The sequence below is a fragment of the Acinetobacter terrestris genome (assembly GCF_004331155.1).
Lineage (GTDB): Bacteria > Pseudomonadota > Gammaproteobacteria > Pseudomonadales > Moraxellaceae > Acinetobacter > Acinetobacter terrestris.
On record NZ_SJNZ01000016.1, the window covers coordinates 57,319 to 80,528 of the forward strand.

Annotated in this window: 23 protein-coding genes and 1 tRNA gene; 12 read left to right on the forward strand and 12 right to left on the reverse strand. The window is 40.1% G+C overall.

Features of this window, described 5'->3' with window-relative positions; all coding sequences use genetic code 11:
* Positions 1–14 precede the first annotated feature (14 nt).
* From E0H81_RS10425 to E0H81_RS10435, 3 genes are read right to left on the reverse strand one after another with little or no spacing between them, the layout of a single operon-like run.
* Positions 15–1,439 carry an LLM class flavin-dependent oxidoreductase gene (locus E0H81_RS10425; protein WP_131318714.1) on the reverse strand — a complete coding sequence of 475 codons (1,425 nt, stop codon included), beginning with the start codon at positions 1,437–1,439 and terminating at the stop codon, positions 15–17.
* Positions 1,439–2,662, reverse strand: coding sequence for an SfnB family sulfur acquisition oxidoreductase (locus E0H81_RS10430; RefSeq protein ID WP_131318715.1), 1,224 nt, complete (start codon positions 2,660–2,662; stop codon positions 1,439–1,441). Before E0H81_RS10430 ends, E0H81_RS10425 begins: the two co-directional genes overlap by 1 nt.
* Before the next feature lie 11 nt (positions 2,663–2,673).
* The gene (locus tag E0H81_RS10435) at positions 2,674–3,876 is read right to left on the reverse strand and encodes an SfnB family sulfur acquisition oxidoreductase (RefSeq protein ID WP_131318717.1); all 1,203 of its coding nucleotides are present in this window, start codon (positions 3,874–3,876) and stop codon (positions 2,674–2,676) included.
* Positions 3,877–4,256: 380 nt separating this feature from the next.
* Here E0H81_RS10435 and E0H81_RS10440 point away from each other — a divergent pair, with 380 nt between their 5' ends.
* A complete protein-coding gene (locus E0H81_RS10440; protein WP_131318719.1) occupies positions 4,257–5,021 on the forward strand; it encodes a glutathione S-transferase family protein in 765 nt (254 codons plus the stop codon).
* A 70-nt stretch (positions 5,022–5,091) separates the two neighbouring features.
* On the opposite strand, the gene E0H81_RS10445 is transcribed toward E0H81_RS10440, so the two are convergent.
* A complete protein-coding gene (locus E0H81_RS10445; protein ID WP_244926533.1) occupies positions 5,092–6,669 on the reverse strand; it encodes a beta strand repeat-containing protein in 1,578 nt (525 codons plus the stop codon).
* Positions 6,670–7,059: 390 nt separating this feature from the next.
* Between E0H81_RS10445 and E0H81_RS10450 the strand changes: the two genes are divergently transcribed.
* Positions 7,060–7,530 (forward strand): Lrp/AsnC family transcriptional regulator, encoded by a 471-nt coding sequence (locus E0H81_RS10450; RefSeq protein ID WP_131267823.1) that lies wholly within the window; start codon positions 7,060–7,062, stop codon positions 7,528–7,530.
* 119 nt (positions 7,531–7,649) lie between these two features.
* Here the strand turns inward: E0H81_RS10450 and E0H81_RS10455 are convergent, their stop codons facing one another.
* Both E0H81_RS10455 and E0H81_RS10460 read right to left on the reverse strand, forming a co-directional pair.
* Positions 7,650–8,399 carry a YebC/PmpR family DNA-binding transcriptional regulator gene (locus tag E0H81_RS10455; RefSeq protein ID WP_131318721.1) on the reverse strand — a complete coding sequence of 250 codons (750 nt, stop codon included), beginning with the start codon at positions 8,397–8,399 and terminating at the stop codon, positions 7,650–7,652.
* A 113-nt stretch (positions 8,400–8,512) separates the two neighbouring features.
* The gene (locus E0H81_RS10460) at positions 8,513–9,076 is read right to left on the reverse strand and encodes a 1-acyl-sn-glycerol-3-phosphate acyltransferase (protein ID WP_131318723.1); all 564 of its coding nucleotides are present in this window, start codon (positions 9,074–9,076) and stop codon (positions 8,513–8,515) included.
* A gap of 309 nt (positions 9,077–9,385) precedes the next feature.
* Here E0H81_RS10460 and E0H81_RS16340 point away from each other — a divergent pair, with 309 nt between their 5' ends.
* The 4 genes from E0H81_RS16340 to E0H81_RS10475 all read left to right on the forward strand — a co-directional run bounded on the left by E0H81_RS16340 (position 9,386) and on the right by E0H81_RS10475 (position 13,558).
* The gene (locus E0H81_RS16340; protein WP_280526101.1) at positions 9,386–9,508 is read left to right on the forward strand and encodes a hypothetical protein; all 123 of its coding nucleotides are present in this window, start codon (positions 9,386–9,388) and stop codon (positions 9,506–9,508) included.
* A 380-nt stretch (positions 9,509–9,888) separates the two neighbouring features.
* Positions 9,889–9,965 (forward strand) — tRNA-Ile (locus E0H81_RS10465).
* A 445-nt stretch (positions 9,966–10,410) separates the two neighbouring features.
* Positions 10,411–12,615, forward strand: a complete 2,205-nt coding sequence (locus E0H81_RS10470) for an OsmC domain/YcaO domain-containing protein (RefSeq protein ID WP_131318725.1) — start codon at positions 10,411–10,413, stop codon at positions 12,613–12,615.
* Between the two features lie 718 nt (positions 12,616–13,333).
* Positions 13,334–13,558 (forward strand): hypothetical protein, encoded by a 225-nt coding sequence (locus E0H81_RS10475; RefSeq protein WP_131318727.1) that lies wholly within the window; start codon positions 13,334–13,336, stop codon positions 13,556–13,558.
* A gap of 147 nt (positions 13,559–13,705) precedes the next feature.
* Here E0H81_RS10475 and bioB read toward each other — a convergent pair whose 3' ends face one another.
* A complete protein-coding gene (bioB, locus tag E0H81_RS10480) occupies positions 13,706–14,695 on the reverse strand; it encodes a biotin synthase BioB (RefSeq protein ID WP_131318729.1) in 990 nt (329 codons plus the stop codon).
* Positions 14,696–14,979: 284 nt separating this feature from the next.
* Positions 14,980–16,092 (reverse strand): tRNA epoxyqueuosine(34) reductase QueG, encoded by a 1,113-nt coding sequence (queG, locus tag E0H81_RS10485; RefSeq protein WP_131318731.1) that lies wholly within the window; start codon positions 16,090–16,092, stop codon positions 14,980–14,982.
* A gap of 23 nt (positions 16,093–16,115) precedes the next feature.
* On the opposite strand from queG, the gene E0H81_RS10490 reads away from it, so the two are divergent.
* From E0H81_RS10490 to E0H81_RS10500, 3 genes are read left to right on the forward strand one after another with little or no spacing between them, the layout of a single operon-like run.
* Positions 16,116–17,603, forward strand: coding sequence for an NAD(P)H-hydrate dehydratase (locus E0H81_RS10490; protein ID WP_131318733.1), 1,488 nt, complete (start codon positions 16,116–16,118; stop codon positions 17,601–17,603).
* The gene (locus E0H81_RS10495; protein ID WP_244926534.1) at positions 17,575–17,871 is read left to right on the forward strand and encodes an acylphosphatase; all 297 of its coding nucleotides are present in this window, start codon (positions 17,575–17,577) and stop codon (positions 17,869–17,871) included. Before E0H81_RS10490 ends, E0H81_RS10495 begins: the two co-directional genes overlap by 29 nt.
* Positions 17,872–17,904: 33 nt before the next feature.
* The gene (locus tag E0H81_RS10500) at positions 17,905–18,237 is read left to right on the forward strand and encodes a hypothetical protein (protein ID WP_131318735.1); all 333 of its coding nucleotides are present in this window, start codon (positions 17,905–17,907) and stop codon (positions 18,235–18,237) included.
* 8 nt (positions 18,238–18,245) lie between these two features.
* Here E0H81_RS10500 and ruvC read toward each other — a convergent pair whose 3' ends face one another.
* Complete coding sequence (gene ruvC, locus E0H81_RS10505; protein WP_131266622.1) at positions 18,246–18,788, reverse strand: crossover junction endodeoxyribonuclease RuvC; 543 nt, start codon at positions 18,786–18,788, stop codon at positions 18,246–18,248.
* Positions 18,789–18,910: 122 nt separating this feature from the next.
* On the opposite strand from ruvC, the gene E0H81_RS10510 reads away from it, so the two are divergent.
* Both E0H81_RS10510 and E0H81_RS10515 read left to right on the forward strand, forming a co-directional pair.
* Positions 18,911–19,480 (forward strand): FxsA family protein, encoded by a 570-nt coding sequence (locus E0H81_RS10510; RefSeq protein WP_131318737.1) that lies wholly within the window; start codon positions 18,911–18,913, stop codon positions 19,478–19,480.
* A gap of 158 nt (positions 19,481–19,638) precedes the next feature.
* Positions 19,639–20,277 (forward strand): LysE family transporter, encoded by a 639-nt coding sequence (locus tag E0H81_RS10515; RefSeq protein ID WP_131318739.1) that lies wholly within the window; start codon positions 19,639–19,641, stop codon positions 20,275–20,277.
* On the opposite strand, the gene E0H81_RS10520 is transcribed toward E0H81_RS10515, so the two are convergent.
* Complete coding sequence (locus E0H81_RS10520; RefSeq protein WP_131318741.1) at positions 20,274–20,462, reverse strand: hypothetical protein; 189 nt, start codon at positions 20,460–20,462, stop codon at positions 20,274–20,276. The two genes, E0H81_RS10515 and E0H81_RS10520, sit on opposite strands and share 4 nt — an antisense overlap.
* A gap of 323 nt (positions 20,463–20,785) precedes the next feature.
* Between E0H81_RS10520 and E0H81_RS10525 the strand changes: the two genes are divergently transcribed.
* Positions 20,786–21,031 (forward strand): hypothetical protein, encoded by a 246-nt coding sequence (locus tag E0H81_RS10525; protein WP_131318743.1) that lies wholly within the window; start codon positions 20,786–20,788, stop codon positions 21,029–21,031.
* Between the two features lie 52 nt (positions 21,032–21,083).
* Here E0H81_RS10525 and metK read toward each other — a convergent pair whose 3' ends face one another.
* Together metK and E0H81_RS10535 are read right to left on the reverse strand one after the other, a co-directional pair.
* Positions 21,084–22,250: a methionine adenosyltransferase gene (gene metK, locus E0H81_RS10530; RefSeq protein WP_131266614.1), complete on the reverse strand. Its 1,167-nt coding sequence runs from the start codon at positions 22,248–22,250 to the stop codon at positions 21,084–21,086.
* A 707-nt stretch (positions 22,251–22,957) separates the two neighbouring features.
* A partial coding sequence (locus E0H81_RS10535; RefSeq protein WP_165492616.1) for a transposase occupies positions 22,958–23,210 on the reverse strand: 253 nt, incomplete at its 5' end.

A 23,210-nucleotide genomic window follows, 5' to 3' on the forward strand; every position in this document is an offset into this window, starting at 1 on the left:
TTGCACCTCAAAATTTATGCGGATTGTTTTTGGTCTAAGTTGGAATTCGAAGTTGAGGCGGAGCTTTGACATCGAAATTTCTGAACAGGGTGTGAGGCAGACAGTTGGTCGCCTTGCTGAAAAAGTTTGTGTCTTAAACTGCCGTGTTCATATGCTATTTTATAACGGCCGCGTTGTTGTAATTCAGGAATCACCAGTCGAATAAAATCATGGTGCGATTCAGGTGCAACGGTACGGGTTAGATTGAAACCATCGATTCCTGTTTCATCCATTAGTTGAATCAGTTTTTCAGCAACAGTCGCACCACTGCCGACAATTAAGGGATAACGTCCACCGAGTACATGCTGTGCTTTTAAATCATTTTTAGTGATTTTTTGTTCCTTGAACTTATTGTTGACTGAAGCAATGCTATTGGTCTTTTGATAGGGAATGGCTTCATCATCGGCAAATTTAGACAGATCGATACCGACTGAACTCGAGAAGTGGGCGAGACCCGCTTCAGGACTGGCATAAGAGATGTATTCATCCAGTTTTTGTTGTGCCAAGTCATCGGTTTCAGCAGTCACTACGGTAATACCAACAAAGATTTTAATTGCTTCTGGATCGCGTCCTTGTTCGGTGGCCTGCTGACGAATTTGATCGACCTGCTTTTTAATTTTTTCAGGTTGATCGCCACCAATGAACATGCCTTCTGCATGCTGAGTCGCAAAAGCTAAACCACGAGGAGACGCACCTGCCTGGAATAAAACCGGGGTGCGTTGAATTGATGGTGAAACCTGAAATACACCCTGACTTTGGTAAAACTGACCTTGATGCTGAACCGGATGAACTTTAGCTGGATCGGTAAAAATACGATTCTGCTTATCTTTTAAGACCGCATCGTTTTCCCAAGAGCCTTCCCAGAATTTATAGCAAAGTTGTAAAAATTCTTCTGCTTGTTCATAACGCAGGTCGTGGTCTTTCAAGCCTTTTTCACCAATCAGACGTTGTGCACTGTCTAAGTAACCAGTGACAATATTCCAGCCAATACGTCCATTGGTGAGATGATCCAGACTGGCAAAGCGACGTGCAAATTGGTAGGGTGATTCATAACTTAAATTAACCGTGATCCCAAAACCTAAATTTTGGGTTACCGCAGCCATGGCTGAAACCAAGGTTGTCGGATCATGGCTTGGTAATTGAATCGACTCTTTTAAAGTGAGGTCAATGTCATTTTGATAAACATCATAAACACCAGTAATGTCGGCAATAAATAAACCATCAAACAGACCTTGTTCTAATGTTTGAGCCAAGTCTGTCCAATAACTGAGTTCATTAAAACGGTGTGATTCATCACGAGGATGCGTCCATAAACCATGATTGATATGACCGACACAGTTCATGTCGAAAGCATTGAGCAGGATTTTCTTCGCTGCATTTGGCGTTGAGGTCGTTGTCATTACAATGTCCCTCGACGTGGTGGCAATACACCGTTTAATACATGATTGGCAATGAAATAATATTTCCAGCGTGAAGCGTCGTGTAGGGTATGTACACGGGCATTGCGCCAGAAACGGTCTAGTCCATCTTCACGTTGGCTGCCACGGCTACCGGCAAGTTCAATCAGTTTTGAGGATGCTTTCAACGCTGTTTCAGTACTGTGAGCACGCACCTTTGCGACATTGATTGAAGCTTTAGCGATATTTTCAACGGTAGGTTGTGGCTTAGCAGCATCAATAGAACGCGCTGCCTGTTTCAGTAACACTTCCGATGCACGGACATCGGTAACGATGCGGCCCAATTCAAACAGGGTGAGCGGATCAGCTGTGGCTTTGTCGACACCTGAATCGATCCATGGACGTGCTTGACGCACGCGAATCAGAGTTTCTTCAAATGCAGCACGTGCAATACCGGTTTCAATCGCGGCATGCATAATTTGTGCAAAGGGTCCTGAAATCGTCGGCTGTGAATACGCAGTATCAAATGGAATAACATCTTCAGCTTCAACGAAAACATTATTAAATTTAACGGTGCCACTACCTGTGGTGCGCTGTCCAAAACCAGACCAGTCATCTACTAATTCCAGACCTTCACTTTCACGAGGAATAAAAGCCAGAAATTCACGGCCATGTTCGTCTTTCACCAAGGTTGGGATGCGATGTGAAAATAAGCTGCCGGTGCAATAAAACTTTTCACCATTGACCAAGAAACCGTGTTCAGTGGAGCTAATTGCGGTTTGCTTTTGTGCAGCATTCTTGGTTTTAAATTCTGCTAACGCATTACCAAAACGTGCACCTTTTAAAACTTCGGCATAGAGTTTTTGCTTTTGTTGTTCTGTGCCTGTATTACGTAAAATTTCCAGGCCATAAAAATGATTTTGTGGAATTTGTCCGATCGAACCATCGACACCACTCATGAGCGCAATGACTTGAGCCACGGTATAGCTGGATACTTCTGCGCCACCATATTGCTTAGGCACAGTCATCGCCCATAAGCCGGATTGGCTGTACGCCTCAATTTCTTCAAAGGGCAGAAGACGTTCAGCATCACGTTGCACAGCATGATGTTTAAACTGGTCTGCTAAAGCACGTGCAATTTCCAGCGCTTCAGCATCCGACTGAATAATATGTGCATGCGCCAGTTGTTGTGCCTGAGACTGGCTAAGTTCTTGATATGAAGTCATGTTTTTATTCCTTAAATCCAGGCGTGACGGGCAGGAAGTTTATGATTGAGGTAATAGTCACCTAAAGCATGCAATTTCCAACGTACCGGGTCATGTAAGGTATGCACACGGGCATTGCGCCAATGTTGATCTAGATTATGTTGACTTAAACTTGAACGGCTGCCGCCGAGTTCGAGGAGTTTTTCCGAAATGTGCAAGGCAGCATCATTGGCATAGATTTTTGCTTCAGCGACTAAAATTGACGCTTTTGCTGCTTGTTCCTCGGTTACGGCATTAAGTTGATCGAGTTCGTCTAAATATTCCGCTGCTTCATCCAGTAACAATATGGCAGCATCGAGTAATACATTCGACTTGCCGACTTCTTGCAGGGTGTAATGTTCAAGGCTGGCTTTTTCGACATTGGCATCCACAATCGGACGGGCTTTTTGTACCGCACTGAGCGTGTCGGAAAATGCCGCTTCTGCAATGCCGACATCAATAGCCACTTGCATCAGCTGTGAGAAAGCACCCCGATAGTTTGGTGCATTGCCGAGTAAGCGTTCATCAAAAATTAAAAATGGATCGACTTCAACATAATTGAGTTTAACTGTGCCGCTTGAGGTGGTGCGCTGACCAAAACCATTCCAGTTATCTACCACTTCAACGCCAGTCGCTTGATGATCGACCACCACCAGAACCACATGACCTTCAGGGTGAATGGCCTTGATTGCGAGCCAGTGTGCAAAACTGCTGCCTGTAGAATAAAACTTTTCGCCATCTAGAAAATAATGACCATCTTCAATGGTTAAAAGCGTATTTAATGTTTTGGTATCTTTTGTGTTGCGTTCTGGACCGCCATTGGCCAAGCGTTTGCCTTGTAAAATTTCATTAAAAATAAACGTTTTTTGCTGTTCCGTACCCATAATGTTAATCATGTTGAGCAGGGCAATCTGGTTTTGTGGAATTTGACCCACGCTGGAATCGGCTTTATTGATAATGCGGAAAACATGCGCCAAAGTTTTATTGGAGACAAATGCACCGCCAAAATTTTGTGGAATGCGAATTCCGCCTAAGCCTTTTTGACTGAATAAATCAATTTCAGCAAAGGGTAATTGACGTTTTTGATCACGTTCATTACGGCCTTCCAAAGCAAAATCTGCAACCTGGTATGCTGCATTAATTGCATCTTGGCCATTTTTAACCACATGAACATTGTCAGAAATTAGATGAGACATAACGACACCTTAAATAGATATCGAAACGCTACAAGTAATCGAATTCAAAATTAAGCAATTGCTTTTGCAAAGCTTATGAAAAATGATCTTTAGGATAAAAAGTGCTAGTTTTTGAAACAAAATGAATATGTTAAGTGTTTAAAAATCAACATGATTTGGTTTTGTTTGTGTTTTATTTTGACTTTAATTTAGGGGTTTATCTGCTTTAAAGATAATCAAGACAAAAATATGTATAAAAATAAACAATCTGGCAATGGGTAATGTCCTTACGCTTTTGAATACAAAGTCCATTGTATTTATAGGGCAGGGTGACTAAAGTATCCGACTAAGGTCGTTGGTTATTTTTATAACCTGAACTAAAAAATAACTGCGGAGATGTTATGCGAACTTTATACCAGTTTCCTTTATCTCATTTTTGTGAGAAAGCTCGCTGGTTGCTCGATCATAAAGAGTTGGAGTATGTGGCTCATAATCTGATCCCGGGTGTGCATCGTGCATTTGCACAATTAAAAACCGGACAAAACCGTTTACCGATTTTACGTGACCAAGACCGCTGGATTGCCGATTCAACTGAAATTGCATTGTATCTAGATGAAGTTTATCCAGAACATTCTTTGCTACGGGCTGATTTACAACAGCGCGAGCTGGCTTTAGGAATTAATCAGCAAGCCACAGAATTGGGGATGCATGTGCGTCGCTGGGGCTTGGCGCATACATTATCCCAAAGTGAAGAATCACTCGATATTTTGATTGGTGAAAAAGGCTATTTACGTCAATTTGAAAAATATTCAAAACCGGTTATCAAAGCATTGCTTTCAAAAGGCTACCAACTGAATGCTGATAAAGTGGCTGAGTCTAAACAACGAATGGATGCTTTAATTGAGCTTCTGAACCAGCGCCTGATTGAAAATCATGGTCGCTATTTTGTTGGTGAGCGTTTAGGTCTGGCTGATATTGCTGTCTGTTCGATGCTCGCTCCACTTCTGGAAATTCCCGGTACACCGTGGGAAAAAGAGCATGGCGAAGTGTGGTCTGAAGAATTTAAAAAATATAAAGAGACTTTAACTGAATTGCCGATTGGGCAATATGTGCTGCGTGTCTATAAAACTGAACGCAATGCCCGCGTGGACTGGCGTGGTGTTTAAACCGGATTTATAAAAATACGCGCTCTATAGCGCGTATTTTTTTGCTCGTTAAATGACTTATCCAAAAGACTTAACCAAATACAATCGGCTGTTCAAGTTCCAAACTTGGTGTTGCTGGCGGTAGAGATGCTGCATCATAACTTGGCAGCGTACTGTTACCCAGAATTGGTTGAGTTGAGTCGTTGATACCTGGCGCAATATTGCCTAAATCAATGTTGCCTAAACTACTGTTGCCTTGGAATAAATCAGCAACGCTGAGTAAAGTTGTCGGGGCATCGCCAGTCAATTGACCCGCATCTTCAGTGAGACCATCAAAATCAACACTGTTTGAAGCAGATGAAATACCTTCGATAATACCACCGAGATCCAGACTGCTGTCATTATTGAGATTACCCAATAATCCACTCAAGTCTATACCATTCAAGCTACCTTCACTCAGACTACCAAGCAAGTCTGTGAGGGCTGCAACGTCGATGTTGCTTGAACCGCCGATTAATCCACCGACCAGTTGAGCAATCTGAGCGATGTCGATATCACCATTGCCGCCAATCAAGTTGCTAACCAGACCAGCAATTGCGCCAATGTCGATGTTGCTTGAACCGCCGATTAATCCGCCGACCAGTTGTGCGATCTGAGCGATATCAATATCGCCATTACCACCAATCAGGTTACCAACCAGACCCGCAATTGCGCCAATGTCGATATTACTCGAGCCACCAATTAAGCCACCGACCAGTTGAGCAATCTGAGCGATATCAATCTCGCCATTACCACCAATCAGGTTACCGACCAGACCGGCAATCGCGCCAATGTCGATGTTGCTTGAACCGCCGATTAATCCGCCGACCAGCTGTGCAATCTGGGCGATATCAATCTCGCCATTGCCGCCAATCAGGTTACCGACCAGACCGGCAATTGCGCCAATGTCAATGTTGCTTGAGCCACCAATTAATCCGCCGACCAGTTGAGCAATTTGTGCGATATCGATATCACCATTACCGCCAATCAGGTTACCGACCAGACCGGCAATCGCGCCAATGTCGATATTGCTTGAACCGCCGATTAAGCCACCAACCAGTTGAGCAATTTGTGCGATATCAATCTCGCCATTGCCACCAATCAGGTTACCGACCAGACCGGCAATCGCGCCAATATCGATATTGCTTGAACCGCCGATTAAGCCACCGACCAGCTGTGCGATTTTAGCAATATCAATATTACCGGTATTGCCGCCGATCAAGCCACCGACCAGTTGAGAAATGGCTCCAATATCAAGCTTGCTATTATTACTACTTAGCAGCCCATCCAATAAATTGGTAATTTGAGCAATGCTGAAACTACCGCCATTTGATTGAGTCAAACTGCTGATCAGGTTTTGAATATTTAGACTAGACGCATTTGAACCAGAAAACTGACTTAATAATGTGCTGAGATTTGTTGTACTTAGATTACTTCCAGAGAGGAGGTTATTTAATAATGAGCTAACTGAAGGTTGAGTAGTCGATCCCGTCAGATTGCTAATAATATTGCTGATGGTGCCTGATGTACTTCCACCGAATAAGCCACCTAATAGGCTTTTAGTTTGCGTTTCGGCAGTTAAGACAGGACTCAACTTGGTTTTTATCAAGCTTAAAAGTAGAGAAGCCATGACCATTCCTTGTGTAATATATATTTTTTTTAAATGCGCTATTTTTATTTTGCTAGAGCGCTATTCTTTTAATCTATTTCTATACACATGTAAAAGATAGGCGGTCATGGTATGCGGATACTCTAACGGATCAGTCTGATTGTAAAGTTCGTCCTAAATTTAAATGATTTAAAAATAAAGATTTAATCAATATTACCACTGGTCATTTTTTACAATTAAATGACCAGTGGTAATCTAACGCAGAATGAATCAAAACTTTCTTTATGAGTTTTCTAATCTTTTGGAAAATATTTTCAAAATATTAAAATTTTGTGAAAATAAATAATTATTGTATAACAGAGAGGGCGCAATATTTTGCGCATCTATTGATTATTGAGAAAGAGCATAAAAATGGAATTGGATCGTTTTGATAAACAAATCCTGGAAATTTTAAATCAGGAAGACGTGAATTTAAATGAACTTTCAGAACGGATTAATCTTTCAGTGAGTTCTGTGCATCGGCGGATCAAGCATCTGATTGAAGCCAAGATCATGACCCATTTAAAGCGTGATATTAACTATGCCAAGTTGGGTTTTAGTCTGCATGTCTTATTACAAGTGTCTTTAAACAAACATGATACCGATACTTTTGCCAAATTTTTAGAAGAATTAGAAAATATTCCGGAAGTGATTAATGCCTTTTTAGTGACCGGTCAATCTGCCGATTTTATTGTCGAAGTGGTCGCAAAAGATATGGAAAATTATAGTGAAATTCTTTTAAAACGTATTGGTAAAATTGAGCATGTCGTAGCACTGCATTCGAGCTTTGTGATTAAAGAATATAACGTGTTGAACTGTAGTGGCTTACTTAACCGGGTGTAACAGATTTTATTTAGTCTATAATTTTAACAATTGAGCCTCTCATTCATTTCGTGTTTTGAAGATAAAAAACGCACCATGCGGTGCGTTTTTTGTAACAGATGTAAAACGGGTGAATGCAATTAAGCATCCAACTGTTCTAAAACTTCATCTGAAAATTCTACGTTGGTATAAACGTTTTGAACATCATCTAGATCTTCAAACATATCAATCATTTTCAAAATCATTTTGGCTTGATCAATATCTGTGATTTCTGCTTTAGTGGATGGACTCATCACAACTTCAGCGTTGTCAGACTTAAGACCGGCAGCAGATAAAGCATCCTGTACATCACCGAATGATTCAGGCGTGGTAATGACTAAAATTTCATCTTCACTCACTTCAATATCTTCAGCGCCTGCTTCTAAAGCCACGTCCATGATTTTATCTTCTAAAGAAACATCTTCAAAAGTAATTTCACCACGTTTGGTAAACAGGTAAGCCACTGAACCTGCGGTACCTAAGTTACCATTGGTTTTAGAGAAGCAATGACGAACGTCAGGTACGGTACGGTTTAAATTGTCAGTCATTGTTTCGACCAGAACAGCTACGCCACCAACACCATAACCTTCATAAGTGACTTCTTTTAACTCGTCATTATCATCACCACCCGCACCACGTTGAATAGCACGGTTGATCACATCACGTGTCATATTTACAGACAGTGCTTTTTCGACAACAGCACGTAGACGCGGGTTACTTCCCACATCTGGGCCGCCGAGTTTTGCAGCAGTTGTTAATTCACGAATATATTTGGTAAAAACTTTACCACGGCTCGCATCTTGTTTTGCTTTGCGATGCTTAATGTTGGCCCACTTGGAATGACCCGCCATGCGAAATATGCTCCTTGTAGATTGGCTTTATGCCTAATCGAATATGTTAAATTCTACCATAAGCCCTTTTTTCTTAGAAAGGGCTGGCTTTTGAGTTTTTATACAAATATCACTTAGTTTTTAGGTTCTGGTATCACAATATCCAAACCTACCTTATCTTTATAGAGCTGTTTAAGCAAAGCCAGGTCATGATTGATTTCAGTTGGATATATTTTGCCTAGAATGCCGCCTTGCTTAGTATTGGAATTGGCATACATTAAAACAATAGGAACACCCGCTGCTTTGGCGATATGCCAAAAGCCGGTACGAATCGGTCTTCTGGTTTCACCTGTTTTTGCACGGGTGGCTTCAGGTGCAATCACCAGATTGAATTTTTCATTTTGCTGAAAATGCTCAACCATTAATGACACGATATCTTTATTGGATTTACGATCGACTGCAATCCCGCCAATGGCCTCTAATAATGGTTTCATCGGCCCCTTAAATAATTCTTTTTTAATCAGGGTATGAATTTTCATATCAAAAATTTGGAACAGGGCAAGCGAGAGAACTGCATCCATCATTGAGGTGTGTTCAAAGCCAACAATGACTTGTTTATTCTCAAGTACATCGGGTTCAACATGATAAGTCCATCCCGCAAGTTTAAATGCAGATTCACCAAGAAATTTTTTTAACATAGGAGGAAATTAGACAATTCGAAAGTCAGCTAATTTCTGCTTGTTCGTATTTATAGTCAAGAGGCTATGTGTTTAAAGTGTACAAATAAATATTTTGTATATAGTTTTGGGAAATGGTCGCATTAATTGTTTTTATATATAAATAGGTGTTAATAAGTATATAAAATGTATCATTCAATATAAATTAAGACTTAATAATGACTAAAAACAGCTATTCAGATCAAAAAATACCTATTAGACTTTTGTCGAAGATAAAAGCTTCTGAACAAATTGTTCAACTTCGCTTCTGTTTAATGAGGATTGAAAAGAATGATGTATTTTTCGACTTTTCTATTGGCGTTTGGGTTGTTTATGCTGGTTGTTGTATGGTCTTTAATCGAAATTCGCTTGGAATCTCGTAAAAAACGCAATTTTGGTTCTGAAGTGAGCTGAAAATTAAATTTTTCAAAGAATTAATTGCTCGATTCAATTTTTAAATCTCTATTTAAAAATAAGGGTTGAATGATTAATTAAGACCTTATAAGTATAATTAAGTCATCATTTTATCATGTTGTATTGTTCAGCATTCAAGCTTCTTATGTGATAGTGAATGTGGTTTTATTGAATGAATGTATTTCTAAAATAGAAAAAAATCTACTTTTAATTTTAGCGATAAATTAAGAATTTATGAAAAAAACAAGCGATAAAATAAGTGATAAAAACAATTGTTGTGTTAGTGTGCAACTGCAAGCAAAAATGCTTGTTTTTTGAAAAAATCTTCGTTAGTATTGCCTCGCTTGAACTTGTTGATATATAACAAATTCAGCTTATCAGGGCCTATAGCTCAGTTGGTTAGAGCAGCGGACTCATAATCCGTTGGTCGACAGTTCAAGTCTGTCTGGGCCCACCAAATTATATATTCATATGCACTCATATGAATCTCAAACCCTTAATTCTAAAGGAATTAGGGGTTTTTTATTGCTTTTTTAACTTCATTATGGAAATACCTCCTGTATATCCTCAATCATAAATATAACGATTGATACATGTTCTAAAGCTCAGTTTATGTATCTCAATGTAGAAATGATTAAGAGCCAATCAAAAGCTTTATCTAAGTTATTCTTGTTTTAAGCATTTTTTATAAATCGTCTGTAAAGACAGACAAAAGTTATCAATCTAAGCAAATCACTCTATAATATCGCTCATCATTACAAGTGTCGGACGTTCAGTGTGGTCACCAAACGGATGATGCGAGTTACTCTTTTTTTAAGTCAATTCTTTCCGTGATTCGGCTTATGTTTCAATTTAGAATCTTATGGGTCCGCAGTGGCTCATAAGAATATTTAGGTGCCAACATGGAAATTAAGGTCAATTATCTCGACAACCTTCGACAAGAAGCCAAGTTCGATGATTTTACGGTAATTGCCGACCAACCAATTCGTTATAAAGGTGATGGTTCAGCACCAGGCCCATTCGATTATTTTCTTGCATCTTCTGCTTTATGTGCTGCCTACTTTGTCAAGGTATATTGTGCAGCGCGTGATATTCCGACTGATAATATTCGTCTGTCGCAAAACAACATCGTAGATCCAGAAAACCGCTATAAACAAATTTTTAAAATTCAGGTGGAATTACCTGCGGACATTTCAGAAAAAGACCGCCAGGGTATTTTGCGTTCAATCGACCGTTGTACCGTAAAAAAAGTGATTCAAACCGGTCCTGAATTTATCATTGAAGAAGTGGAAAGCATTGATGCTGATGCGCAAGCTTTATTGATGCCAAGTTTAGCGTCAGAAAGCAGTACCTTTATTCCCGGTAAAGATCTGCCATTAGAAGAAACCATTGCCAATATGTCAGGCATTTTGGCTGGTCTTGGCATGAAGATTGAAATTGCTTCATGGCGTAACATTGTGCCGAATGTGTGGTCTTTACATGTTCGTGATGCACAATCACCAATGTGCTTTACCAACGGGAAGGGTTCAACCAAAGAAAGTGCGTTAGCTTCGGCACTCGGTGAATTCATTGAACGTCTCAACTGTAACTTCTTCTACAACGATCAGTTTTGGGGTCAAGACATTGCCAATGCTGAATTTGTACATTATCCAGATGAAAAATGGTTTAAGCCGGGTCCACAAGATGAATTGCCAAAAGAAATTTTGGATGAATATACTTTAGAGATTTACAATCCTGAAGGTGAACTGCTCGGTACGCATTTGTATGACACCAACTCGGGCAATACCGAGCGTGGAATCTGTTCATTGCCATTCGTGCGTCAGTCCGATGATGAAGTGGTTTATTTCCCCTCGAACCTGATTGAAAACTTGTACTTAAGTAACGGTATGAGTGCCGGGAATACCTTGGCCGAAGCGCAAGTACAATGTTTGTCTGAAATTTTTGAACGTGCGGTGAAACGTGAAATTTTAGAAGGCGAGATAGCCCTTCCAGATGTGCCAGAAGATGTATTGGCGAAATATCCAGGCATTGTGGCAGGCATTAAAGGTTTGGAAGAGCAAGGCTTCCCGGTCTTGGTCAAAGATGCCTCTTTGGGTGGTAAATATCCAGTGATGTGCGTGACCTTGATGAATCCCCGTACTGGTGGAGTCTTTGCTTCTTTTGGGGCACATCCAAAACTGGAAGTGGCTTTAGAGCGCAGCCTGACTGAACTATTACAAGGCCGTAGTTTTGAAGGTCTGAATGATCTACCAAAACCCACCTTTAGCAGCAATGCAGTCACTGAACCGAATAACTTCGTAGAGCACTTTATCGATTCAAGCGGTCTGGTGTCTTGGCGTTTCTTTAGCTCAAAAGCTGAGTATGAATTTGTTGAATGGGATTTCACCTCTGAAGGTGAAAATGCCAATGCGGAAGAAGCGGCAACCATGTTTTCTATTCTCGAAGAGATGGGCAAAGAAGTCTATATGGCGGTGTATCAGCATTTAGGTGCAACAGCTTGCCGGATCTTGGTGCCGGGTTATTCGGAAATTTATCTGGTTGAAGACCTTATCTGGGACAATACCAATAAAGCGCTTCAGTTCCGAGAAGATATCTTAAATATCCATCGTTTGGATGATCAACAACTTGAAGCTTTGGTTGAGCGTCTAGAAGAATGTGAGTCCGACGATTACACCGATATCGTGACCTTGATTGGTATTGAATTTGATGATAATACCGTTTGGGGACAGCTGACTATTCTGGAACTGAAGCTCCTCATTTATATTGCCTTACAGCAATTTGAAGAAGCGAAAGACTTGGTTGAACAGTTCCTGCAATACAACACCAATACGGTTGAACGCGGTTTATTCTACCAATGCTTAAATGTCGTTCTTGAAGTTGAACTCGATGATGACATGGATTTGGATGATTATGAAACCAATTTCCGTCGTATGTTTGGTGATGAACGTATGGATGCCGTGATTGGTTCTATGGATGGCAGTATCCGCTTCCATGGTTTAACTGAAACCAGTATGAAACTGGAAGGCTTAGACCGTCATTTACGTTTAATCGACAGCTATAAAAAGCTCCATGCAGCACGCCAGAAGTTTGTAGCTGTAGCAAAATAGAAATGATGCAGGCGGGAGCAATCATCAATATAAAGGGATTGCTCCTATACTATTGATCTAAAATGAAATGTATTCAAGAAGTTCCATTCTATTTTCTATTCTAAGCGTCTGCATATCCGCAATAAGCCGAATGACTCAAATCATCCGGCTTATTTTTTGGTATTTGCCAACATAATATTTTAAATACAACAGGCGAATGAACGCTTCTCTTCTTTGTATATCTACCCAATATTGAGTTTCATCAACCTTTTTATTTATAAGGATTTTAATGATTTTATTTAACTTGGGATCAAGAATAAGTCATTACTTAAGTGTGTATTAATTCAGGCTTTATTTTGTAATAACTTCAAAAATTATTGCAAAGTTATTTGAATTTTCAAAAAAATGTGGTAATAAAGAGCTGTGATGTTTTTTTAATCACATTGTAGTTTCAGGAAGAAATGTATTTAAAAAAAATGACTTTTAAAAACAATCAAAAAGGGAGTTTAGAAAATGCTTCAATTGCTTATGAAATTATTTTGTTTACATGTCTATGAATATGAGCACATGGAAGAAATTGGGGAACATTATAAGGAATGCAGAAAGTGTGGAGATAAGCCGCTTTAATTGAATTCTATGTATAACAAAGAAGTGGGCTTTATGCTCACTTCTTTGTTTTCAGCGCAAAATTAGTAATAATTGCTCAGTAAAACTTTTTACTTAGGCAAGGCTAAGGCCAATGAACAAAGACTTTAAAGCAAAAACTTACATTGTGGATGAGCATCTGCAAGATACATTAAGCTGGTTGTGTCATCATCAAGACAGTTTTGACTCATTCACCTATGATGCCATTACTCAAGAATTGGCGGTGCAGCATGCCAATGGTATGGACATCATTCGGGTGGGAGATTATCTGAATGCGAGTTATGGCATTTTAATTACTGCACATAACTTTGTAGGATAGTTTGGCAGATTAATGTGGCAAAGTAATGTTGCAGAATAATTTGGCAGATTAATGTTGCAGAAAAAATTGTCAGAATAATATGGCAGAATCCTTTTCCGCAGAAAAAAGCCCATTCAGGGCTTTTTATCAATGATCAGAATAAACCATTTAACCTGTCATGGCATCTACTGATAATTCTTTAATACTTGGTTTGGCTTTTTCTGCAACCAAGCCTAATTTATCAAATAACTGTTTGTCTTTACCTTCACCCGCATTCGGGGTGGTCAACAGCTTTTCACCCGAGAACAATGAGTTTGCACCCGCCATGAAGGCCAAAGCCTGATCAGCATCAGATAGAGACTCGCGACCTGCAGAAAGACGAATATAACTCTTTGGCATAATAATACGTGCCACGGCAATGGTACGAATCCATTCGGTTATATCAAGTTTTTCTACATCTGCAAGCGGCGTACCTTCAATCGGGACGAGCATGTTGATGGGCACAGATTCTGGGTGAATCGGCAAGGTTGCGAGTTCGTACAAAAGACCAATCCGATCTTTACTGTTTTCACCTAAGCCCACAATCCCGCCACTACAGACTTTCATGCCCGCTTGACGGACATGGTCCAAGGTATTTAAGCGATCATCATAAGAGCGTGTGGTAATCACATTGGGATAATATTCACGAGAGGTATCGAGGTTATGATTGTAATAGTCTAAACCCGCTTCACTCAGGCGTTCAGCTTGTGATTGATTGAGCATCCCTAAAGTCATGCAGGTTTCTAAGCCAAGTGCTTTCACTTCACTGACCATTTCTAAGACATAAGGCATATCGCGTTCATGTGGATTACGCCAAGCTGCACCCATACAAAAACGTGAAGAACCTGAAGCCAGCGCTTCCTTGGCTTCTTGAATCACTTTATCGACCGCTATACGTTTTTCAGCTTCTAGTTTTGAGTCATAACGTGCTGACTGTGAGCAATACTTGCAATCTTCAGGGCATTTACCTGTTTTAATTGAAAGCAATGTGCTGACTTGGATGGTATTTGGATCAAAGTGTTCTCGATGAATGCGCTGTGCTTCAAAAACTAAATCTAAAAAAGGCTGATTATATAAAGCCTGAATTTCTTCACGTGTCCAGTCATTACGTACATTCATTGGTGAAAATCCATAATCATCATTATTTATTATTTTTTATCATACCCAATTTATGTGAAATCGAAAGGCATAAAAAGCCAAATTTGATGGTATCTATCGATTAATTTAAAATAAATTTGATAATTATAAGATTGTATATTTAGTTACAAAATAACTTGAATTGCTGTAAATATAGTTGCAAAGTTTTTTGTGGTATTTTTCATTTTGTACTGAACTGGACGCTAATTTTTTTATAAGAATAAAACTTTGCGCATATCTAGAAAAGTGAAATGTAGGAAAATATCTTACAATAAGTTAAGCCCCTGATTAGATTTAGTCACTTGTTCCTGAATTGCCCAATCGATATGGACTTGCACAATCTCATCATGTAACTCACGTGTTTGCTTTAAAGTTTCAATAACTTCATCAGAAAATGGTGCATTTCCTAAACCAATCGCAATATTTCGCATAAAACTTTGATAACCGGTACGACGTATTGGACTGCCTTCAGTGTTGGCTAAAAAGGTTGGTTCATCCCAGTGCCATAAATCCAGTAAATTGATCTGATCTAAACCATGTCGGGGATTAAAATCGTCAATCGTGGCTTTCTTGGCAAAACTATTCCATGGACAAATCAACTGACAATCGTCACAGCCAAATACACGATTACCAATGCCACGACGTAATTCTTCAGCAATGATGCCTTTATATTCAATAGTTAAATAAGCAATACATTTACGCGCATCCAACATATAAGGTTCAACAATAGCCTGAGTTGGACAAATATCGATACAGGCTGTGCAAGAACCGCAATGCTGGGTTGCAGGCGAATCAAAGGGTAAATCCAGCGAAGTGAAAAGTTCACCTAAAACAAAAAAGGAACCTGATTTTTTATGAATCAATAAGGTGTGTTTACCGGTCCAGCCCATACCTGCACTTTCTGCTAGAGATTTTTCAAATACCGGCGCAGAGTCAGCAAAAGGACGGGATTCAAAATCTCCAACCTTTTCACGAATGATGCTGGCTAAAGTTTTTAAGCGGCCGCGCATGGTTTTATGGTAATCGCGACCACGGGCATAGCGTGCAATAATGGCGGCATTAGGCTCATCTGGGACATAACGCGGTTTAGGGGTTTCTACCAAATAATTCATTCGTACGCAAATAATGCTTTTGGTGCCGGGAACCAGTAGAGTTGGATCAGCACGTTTTTCTAAATTTTCTTCCAGAAACTTCATATCACCATGATAGCCACGCTTTAAATATTCTTGAAAACGTGGCAATTCTGCTTGAGCATCCGGTTTTGCGATGACACAATCGCTAAAACCTAATGCCAAAGCTTGAGCTTTAATCCACGCTTTTAGCGCTTCAGGATCAGTTTGATCTAAAGGTATTTTCTGTGACGCTGTGGATGTTGCCATAATTTAATAAGAAGGGAAGAACAATGCGTCAGCCAGTTTATCATAGCCCAGTTTATTTGAGCCAAAGTATTCAAGCATGGGAGCAACGCTGGTTTGCCAAGCAAAACGGTTCTTATGCCTTGATGCAGCAAGTCGCGTGGATGATTGCGCAGCGGCTGGTCCCCATTTTTAAGCAACATCAAATAAAAACAATCGCGCTGTGTTGCGGGCAAGGTAATAATGCAGGTGATGGATATTTAACGGCTAAATATTTAAAACAAGCCGGTTTTAAAGTCGAGATTTATGCCGCTGAATTAGGACCTTCAGCAGATTTACATCATGCGTATCAAGAAGCGGTCGCTGCAGAAATAAAAATCCATTCAGGTTTTGAGTTTCAAAAACAATATGACTGCTATATCGATGCCTTATTTGGTATTGGCTTAAATCGTGAACTCAGTCCGGATTGGCAACAGATTATTCAAAGTATTAATGCACAATCTGCTTTAAAAATTGCCATTGATGTTCCGAGCGGCTTGCAGTCCAATAGCGGTCAGCCATTACCATGTGCGATCAAAGCGGATTACACCTATTCAGTTTTAGGCTTAAAAGCGGGGTTATTTACTGGACAAGGCAAAGAGTTTGCAGGGCAAGTAGATGTCATTTCCCTGATTCCTGCAGATGAAGATTTAAATCCAGTCGCGCAACTTTCAGCACCCTCTATTTCACTTCCACAACGTGAAGCTTTTGGGCATAAGGGCAGTTATGGTCATGTACTGGTTGTGGGCGGACATGCGGATATGGGCGGTGCGGTGATGATGGCGGCAGAATCTGCCTTTAGTGCAGGAGCCGGAAAAGTCACGATTGTCTGTCATGAAAAACATCACATGGCAATTTTGGCACGTTCACCGAATATTATGCTGCGTGATATCAATGCCTTGAGCGAAATTGAGACTCAACAATTATTAGCGCATGTGGATGCGGTCAGTTTTGGTATGGGACTCGGGCGAGATAGCTGGTCAGAACAGCAATATTTTAAATGGTTTCCGAAGGTCAACACGGCTGAACATTTACATGTGGTGCTGGATGCCGATGCTTTATGGTTCCTAGCGGAGCATCCTGAAGTATTAAAAGCAGATTCTTATGCAACACCGCATCCGGGTGAAGCGGCAAAGCTTTTAAATTGTTCGGTGAAACAGATTGAACATGACCGCATTGCAGCGATTCATCAACTTCAGGAAAAGTATGCCGGACAATGGGTGCTTAAAGGTGCAGGCAGTTTAATTTTAGAAGATCAGCTGTGGATTTGCACGAAAGGCAATGCAGGGATGGGAACCGGTGGTATGGGCGATGTGCTGGCAGGCATGGTCGCCAGTTTAAAGGCGCAATTTTCCGGAAAAATTCATCTGCATGAAATTGTCACTTTACATGCTTTGGCCGGGGACTGGTTGGCGATTAAAGGAATGCGTGGTCTGCAGGCACATCATATGAATGCAGCGGTTTATCATGTGGTCAATCGGAGTCATGATGAATAAGGCGATTAAGTTAACCATTCATGGCAAAGTGCAAGGTGTCGGCTATCGCCGCTGGTTTGAACAGCAAGCTTTAGCATTGGAAATCAAAGGCTATGTAAAGAATCTGGACAGCGGTGAAGTTGAAGCCGTTATTGTGGGTACAGAAAATCAGCTCCGTGCAATCGTCGAGCGGAGTTATATTGGTCCATCACGTGCCGAGGTTTCAAAGATCATTCAAAGCGAATTTGAGCACGCACAGGATTCTGTCACATTTCAAATGTTGCGATAAATAGAACATTGATAAAAATATAAGAAGGGAAGGATGGATAAATATCTGGTCGTCGCAATTGTGATCATAATTTGTATTGTGATGGTGATTTACACACAACGGGGCGGGAATTCTAGTCGCTCAAGTAATGCGTCATTTAAAGACATTGTGCAAAAAGAATTCACGAAATATACAGTCGTTGAAAGGAATCAAACCATTATGATTTGCGAAATGAACTCTCGCAATCAACCTGAGGAACTGGTTTTGATCCGGATTGATCCCGATCAGAAAAAGAATATAAGAAACTTTGGCCGGAGAGTCACTTTTACTTATCCCAAGCAACCCTCGATGGGTGAAATGCGTAAAGATTTCGCGCCGTATTTATAAAATTCAGTTTAGCGTCTTCTGCTGGTACGGCTACGACCGCGTGCCATACCGCCTAAGGCATTGAGTACCGCCATTTTACTCATGCTGCCTGAAGCATGCGCATGGCAAATTGCGGCGGCTAAAGCATCGGCAGCATCTTGTTGCGGTTTAATGCTTAAATTTAAAATGCGCATCACCATCATCTGAACTTGTTCTTTATCTGCCGCACCATAACCCACCACGGACTGTTTAATCTGTCGTGCGGTATATTCAGCGACTTGTAAATCTAAATTCACCAACGCGGCTATGGCAGCGCCGCGCGCTTGACCAAGCTTGAGTGCAGAGTCAGGATTCACTGCCATAAAGACCTGTTCGACTGCGGCTTCGGTCGGACCATGAAATTTAACAATACGTTCTACACCTGCAAAAATTCGTTTTAAGCGTTCAGGCATTTCCGGGGTTTCGGTACGAATGGTTCCTGCATCTACAAAAGTCAATTTTTGCCCATCTTTTTCGATAATACCGTAGCCTGTCATGCGTGAACCCGGATCGATACCAATAATTAATGACATATAAAGACTTTAAAAATAGAATAATGCCCATATTGTTACATAAGCGTATCAAAAAAGCTTGATCGAGATTAAGCGCTTGAATATTGCACCCTATTTATTTTATTGAGATTTGATTAATTTTTATGAAATTATTTCTTATTGTTTTGGCTGGCTTAATCCTCGAAGTTTTTGTCTGGATTGGCGTGGGTGACCTCGTCGGCAGTATGTGGTATGTATTTTTCTGGTTTGTTGCAGCCTTTTTTATCGGGATCAACCTGATTCGTAAGTACTCGGCAGGTCTAATGCCTCAGATGCAGCAAATGCGCATGGGACAAATGAGTGGCGATCCTGCATTAACCGGAAATCTGCCAAAAATTCTGGCAGGCTTGTTCCTGCTTATCCCGGGCTTAATCACCGATGTCCTGGCTGTGCTGATTTTGATTCCAGCGGTTCAAAATGTATTTAAAAATGCCATGATGAAAACCATGGCAAAACGCCAGCAAATCATGATGGATAAAATGATGGGTGGCATGAATGGCATGGGCGGCGGTGCGCAGGGTCAAAACCCATTTGCGGATATGATGCGTCAAATGCAGGATATGCAACAGCAGCAAGGTGGTGCACCGCGTCATGACGCTAGCATTATTGATGGTGAAGCACGCGAAGTAACGCCAGATGCGAAAAAAATTGAAATGAAAGATGTGAATAAATAAGTTTATTAATCCATATTTTTAAAAGTTAATTTAAAAGCCGAATCCTGATGATTCGGCTTTTTTATGGTTTTAATATTTGTATGATGGGCAAGTCGTTAAAGCATGCAAAAAATTAAACAAACGATATAATACATTTTTTAAAAATCTTCCCTCCTTCTATGTCATTGCTTTTGACCATTTGTGCACTGCATTTTGTTGCACAGCTTAGCCCCGGGCCGGACGTTTTACTAATTGCTAAAAGTTCAGCCTCGACTTCAAGGGCAAATACCTTAAAAATTATTTTGGGTATTTCAGTCGGTATTGTAGTCTGGGTGGTACTGACCCTGCTTGGCTTTACTGTGCTGATGCAGCAATTTCCATGGATACAACAGGTTTTAATGTTGCTGGGTGGCGTGTTTCTGGCGCGCATGGGTTGGGCCATGTTGAATGGCGGTTTAAAAACCCTGAAGCAAGAAACCAATCTGGATGAGACTCAACAACTCGCTGCAGCTGAATCTAAAAATCACTTTTTATTGGGATTATTGACCAATTTATCCAATCCTAAGACCCTGATTTATTTTAGCAGTGTATTTTCTTTGGCCTTAAGTTCATCCGCATCCGCGCATTTAAAAACTCAGCTTGCAGTGATTATTCCAATCCAGACCTTTCTGGTTTTTGCATTGTTCATGCTAATTATGTCGATGCCAAAAATCAAAGCTGCCTATCAGCGTTCAGGAAGTTATATCGATATTATTTCGGGAGGATTATTCCTGATTTTTGCCATCTGGTTAGGGCTTGATGCATTCGCGATGTTTTAGTCTTTTTTAATGGACTCATCAGTGATCTGTGTGGAGGGGGGAGTAGCAGTGCTGACTTCCTCATTTTTTTCGCCTTGAGAATAGCGATTGGGTTTTAAGGTCGCTTCAGTATTTTCTGAACCTTTATAGCTGCGGCTACGGTTGGCACGTTCGCGTAAACCCCCTTTTTTAATCAGTTGAACCATCATACACTCCAGATTATTACCTGCCATTTTACCTAAAAAGGTCAGCGGTATACAGTTCTGGTAATTTTCATCTTCAAAACTAGTTTTATTGGATTGTGTTACAAATGATGTATTTTAAATTGAATCAAATAATTAATTTTTTATATAAATGAATAACTTATAAAAAGACTTGGAGAAACGCTTCTTTTGGGTATATTTTAGTTATTGATAACTAGACTTGTATCTTAATAAATAGTCACATAAGATTTTATCGATATTACCCTCCATCAAATAATAGGATGGAAATATAAAAACAAGAATGTGCGTAATGTAGGAGCATAGCTATGCTATATCAATATCATTGTGCGTGTTGTGATCAGGTTGTTGAGTCAACCCATCATAAAGAATGTACAAATTGCGGTTCACATAATATTAAAAGTCCCTATGGTTTCTGGATTTTTTGCGTTTTGACCTGCCTTGCAGCAGTCATCATTTTTAAAATCGTGCATGTCTATTTACAGGATCATCAAGAAACGCCTGTACAAATTTCATTATTAGACGTGCTACAACAGGGAGGGAAACCAAAATAATGAGTTTTACCCAAAAAAAAGCCCACAAATGTGGGCTTTTTTATGAAAAAAATTACAGTCCGGCAGAGGCTTTAAGCGCTTCCACTTTATCGGTTTTTTCCCATGTAAATGCAGTGTCTGAACCTTGACGACCAAAGTGGCCATAAGCAGCAGTTTGCTTGTACATCGGTTGAATCAGGTCAAGCATACGGGTAATACCGTATGGACGTAAGTCAAAATGTTCACGTACCAATGCAATGATCAATTCTTCAGATACTTTTGCAGTATTGAAAGTATTGATTGAAATAGAAGTTGGCTCTGCAACACCAATTGCATAAGACACCTGAATTTCACATTTATCAGCCAGACCGGCAGCAACAATGTTTTTCGCTACATAACGGCCTGCATACGCAGCAGAACGGTCAACTTTAGATGGATCTTTACCAGAGAAAGCACCACCGCCATGACGCGCCATACCACCGTAAGTATCTACAATGATTTTACGGCCAGTTAATCCGCAGTCACCTACAGGACCACCAATCACAAACATCCCGGTTGGGTTGATGTGGAATTTGGTGTCTGCATGGAACATTTCAGCAGGAATCACTTTCTTCACGATTTCTTCAATCACAGCTTCTTTAAGATTTGCTTGTGAAATTTCAGGATCGTGTTGAGTAGAGAGTACCACCGCGTCTAAACGAACCGGCATGCCATTTTCATAGGCAAAAGTCACCTGACTTTTCGCATCTGGACGTAACCAAGGTAAACGGCCGTTACGGCGTAGTTCAGCCTGTTTTTCCATTAAGCGATGTGCATAAGAAATAGGGGCAGGCATTAAAACGTCAGTTTCACGGCTTGCATAACCAAACATCAGGCCTTGGTCGCCAGCACCTTGATCTTCAGGTTTTTGACGGTCCACACCTTGAGCAATTTCAGGAGATTGTTTACCAATCATGTTGATGACAGCACAGGTTGAACCATCAAAGCCCAAGTCAGAATGGTGATAACCAATTCCATTTACGGTTTGACGTACAATTGCTTCGAAGTCAACATTTGCAGTTGTTGTGATTTCACCGGCAAGTACTACCGCACCCGTTTTGACAAGCGTTTCACAAGCAACCCGTGCATATGGGTCTTCTGTTAAGATTGCATCCAAAATAGCGTCACTGATTTGGTCAGCCATTTTATCCGGATGACCTTCGCTTACAGATTCCGAGGTAAATACAGCGTACTCGCGCATAAGCCCTATCACAGTTAATTTTAAAGACCCGATATGTTACATCGAGTTAGACTTTTGGACTAGTTCTACACGACCAAAATGACTGAAATTATTTCAATTTCACGACTTTTTAATTGATATATGCATCTAAAAAACTGATAAGCGGAAGAAATTCGGCTTTAAAGTTGGAATTTCCGATATAAAAATTTTTATAGCGCATAGATTTAGTCAGTGAGTAAAAGCGTATTTGTTGGGGGATAAATATTATTGCTATGATTATTTATTAAATTTTTTATATTAAAATAATGATCATTATCAAACTATTAATTCAAATAAATTGTGTTGCATCATTGTTTTTAGATCAGTTCATCCATCGTATGTAAGCAATAAAAACAGTCACAAAATATCAATTTAAAATAATTATATTTTTCATTAAATATTTTCCAAGATGAATTTTATTCAACTTTTGTATCTACTGGGTGTTAATTGATCAATTTCATTTAGTAAAACTTTACTGACACCATCATGTGATGGAAATTCATCCATTAATAGGTCAATAAAAAAATGATTCCTTGGATAAGTGAAATGTTTGAATAATGTTCTGACTAAATAAATGAAGCTGACTTATCGTTAACCCGAATCGCGGATAAGAAATTGACTTGAAAAATAAGAAGACTAGAGCCATCAGTTGGGTTACCACACCAAACTCACAACTCTAGGGCGTGTCCTCATTTGGCTTTGCACCAAATAAACAAACAAGCCAAGAACAACATGGACTTATAATTACGAGCCAACTTTTCAAAACGAGTGGCAATACCACGAAAATGCTTTAATCGGGCAAAGGCATTTTCAACAAGATGCCTTAGACGATAGAGGTAGTGATCAAAGTCTATATTTGGTTTTTTGCTGTTTGATTTTCTTGGAATAATAGGAGTCATCCTATGATTACGAGCGACTTCACGAATATGCTCTGAATCATAA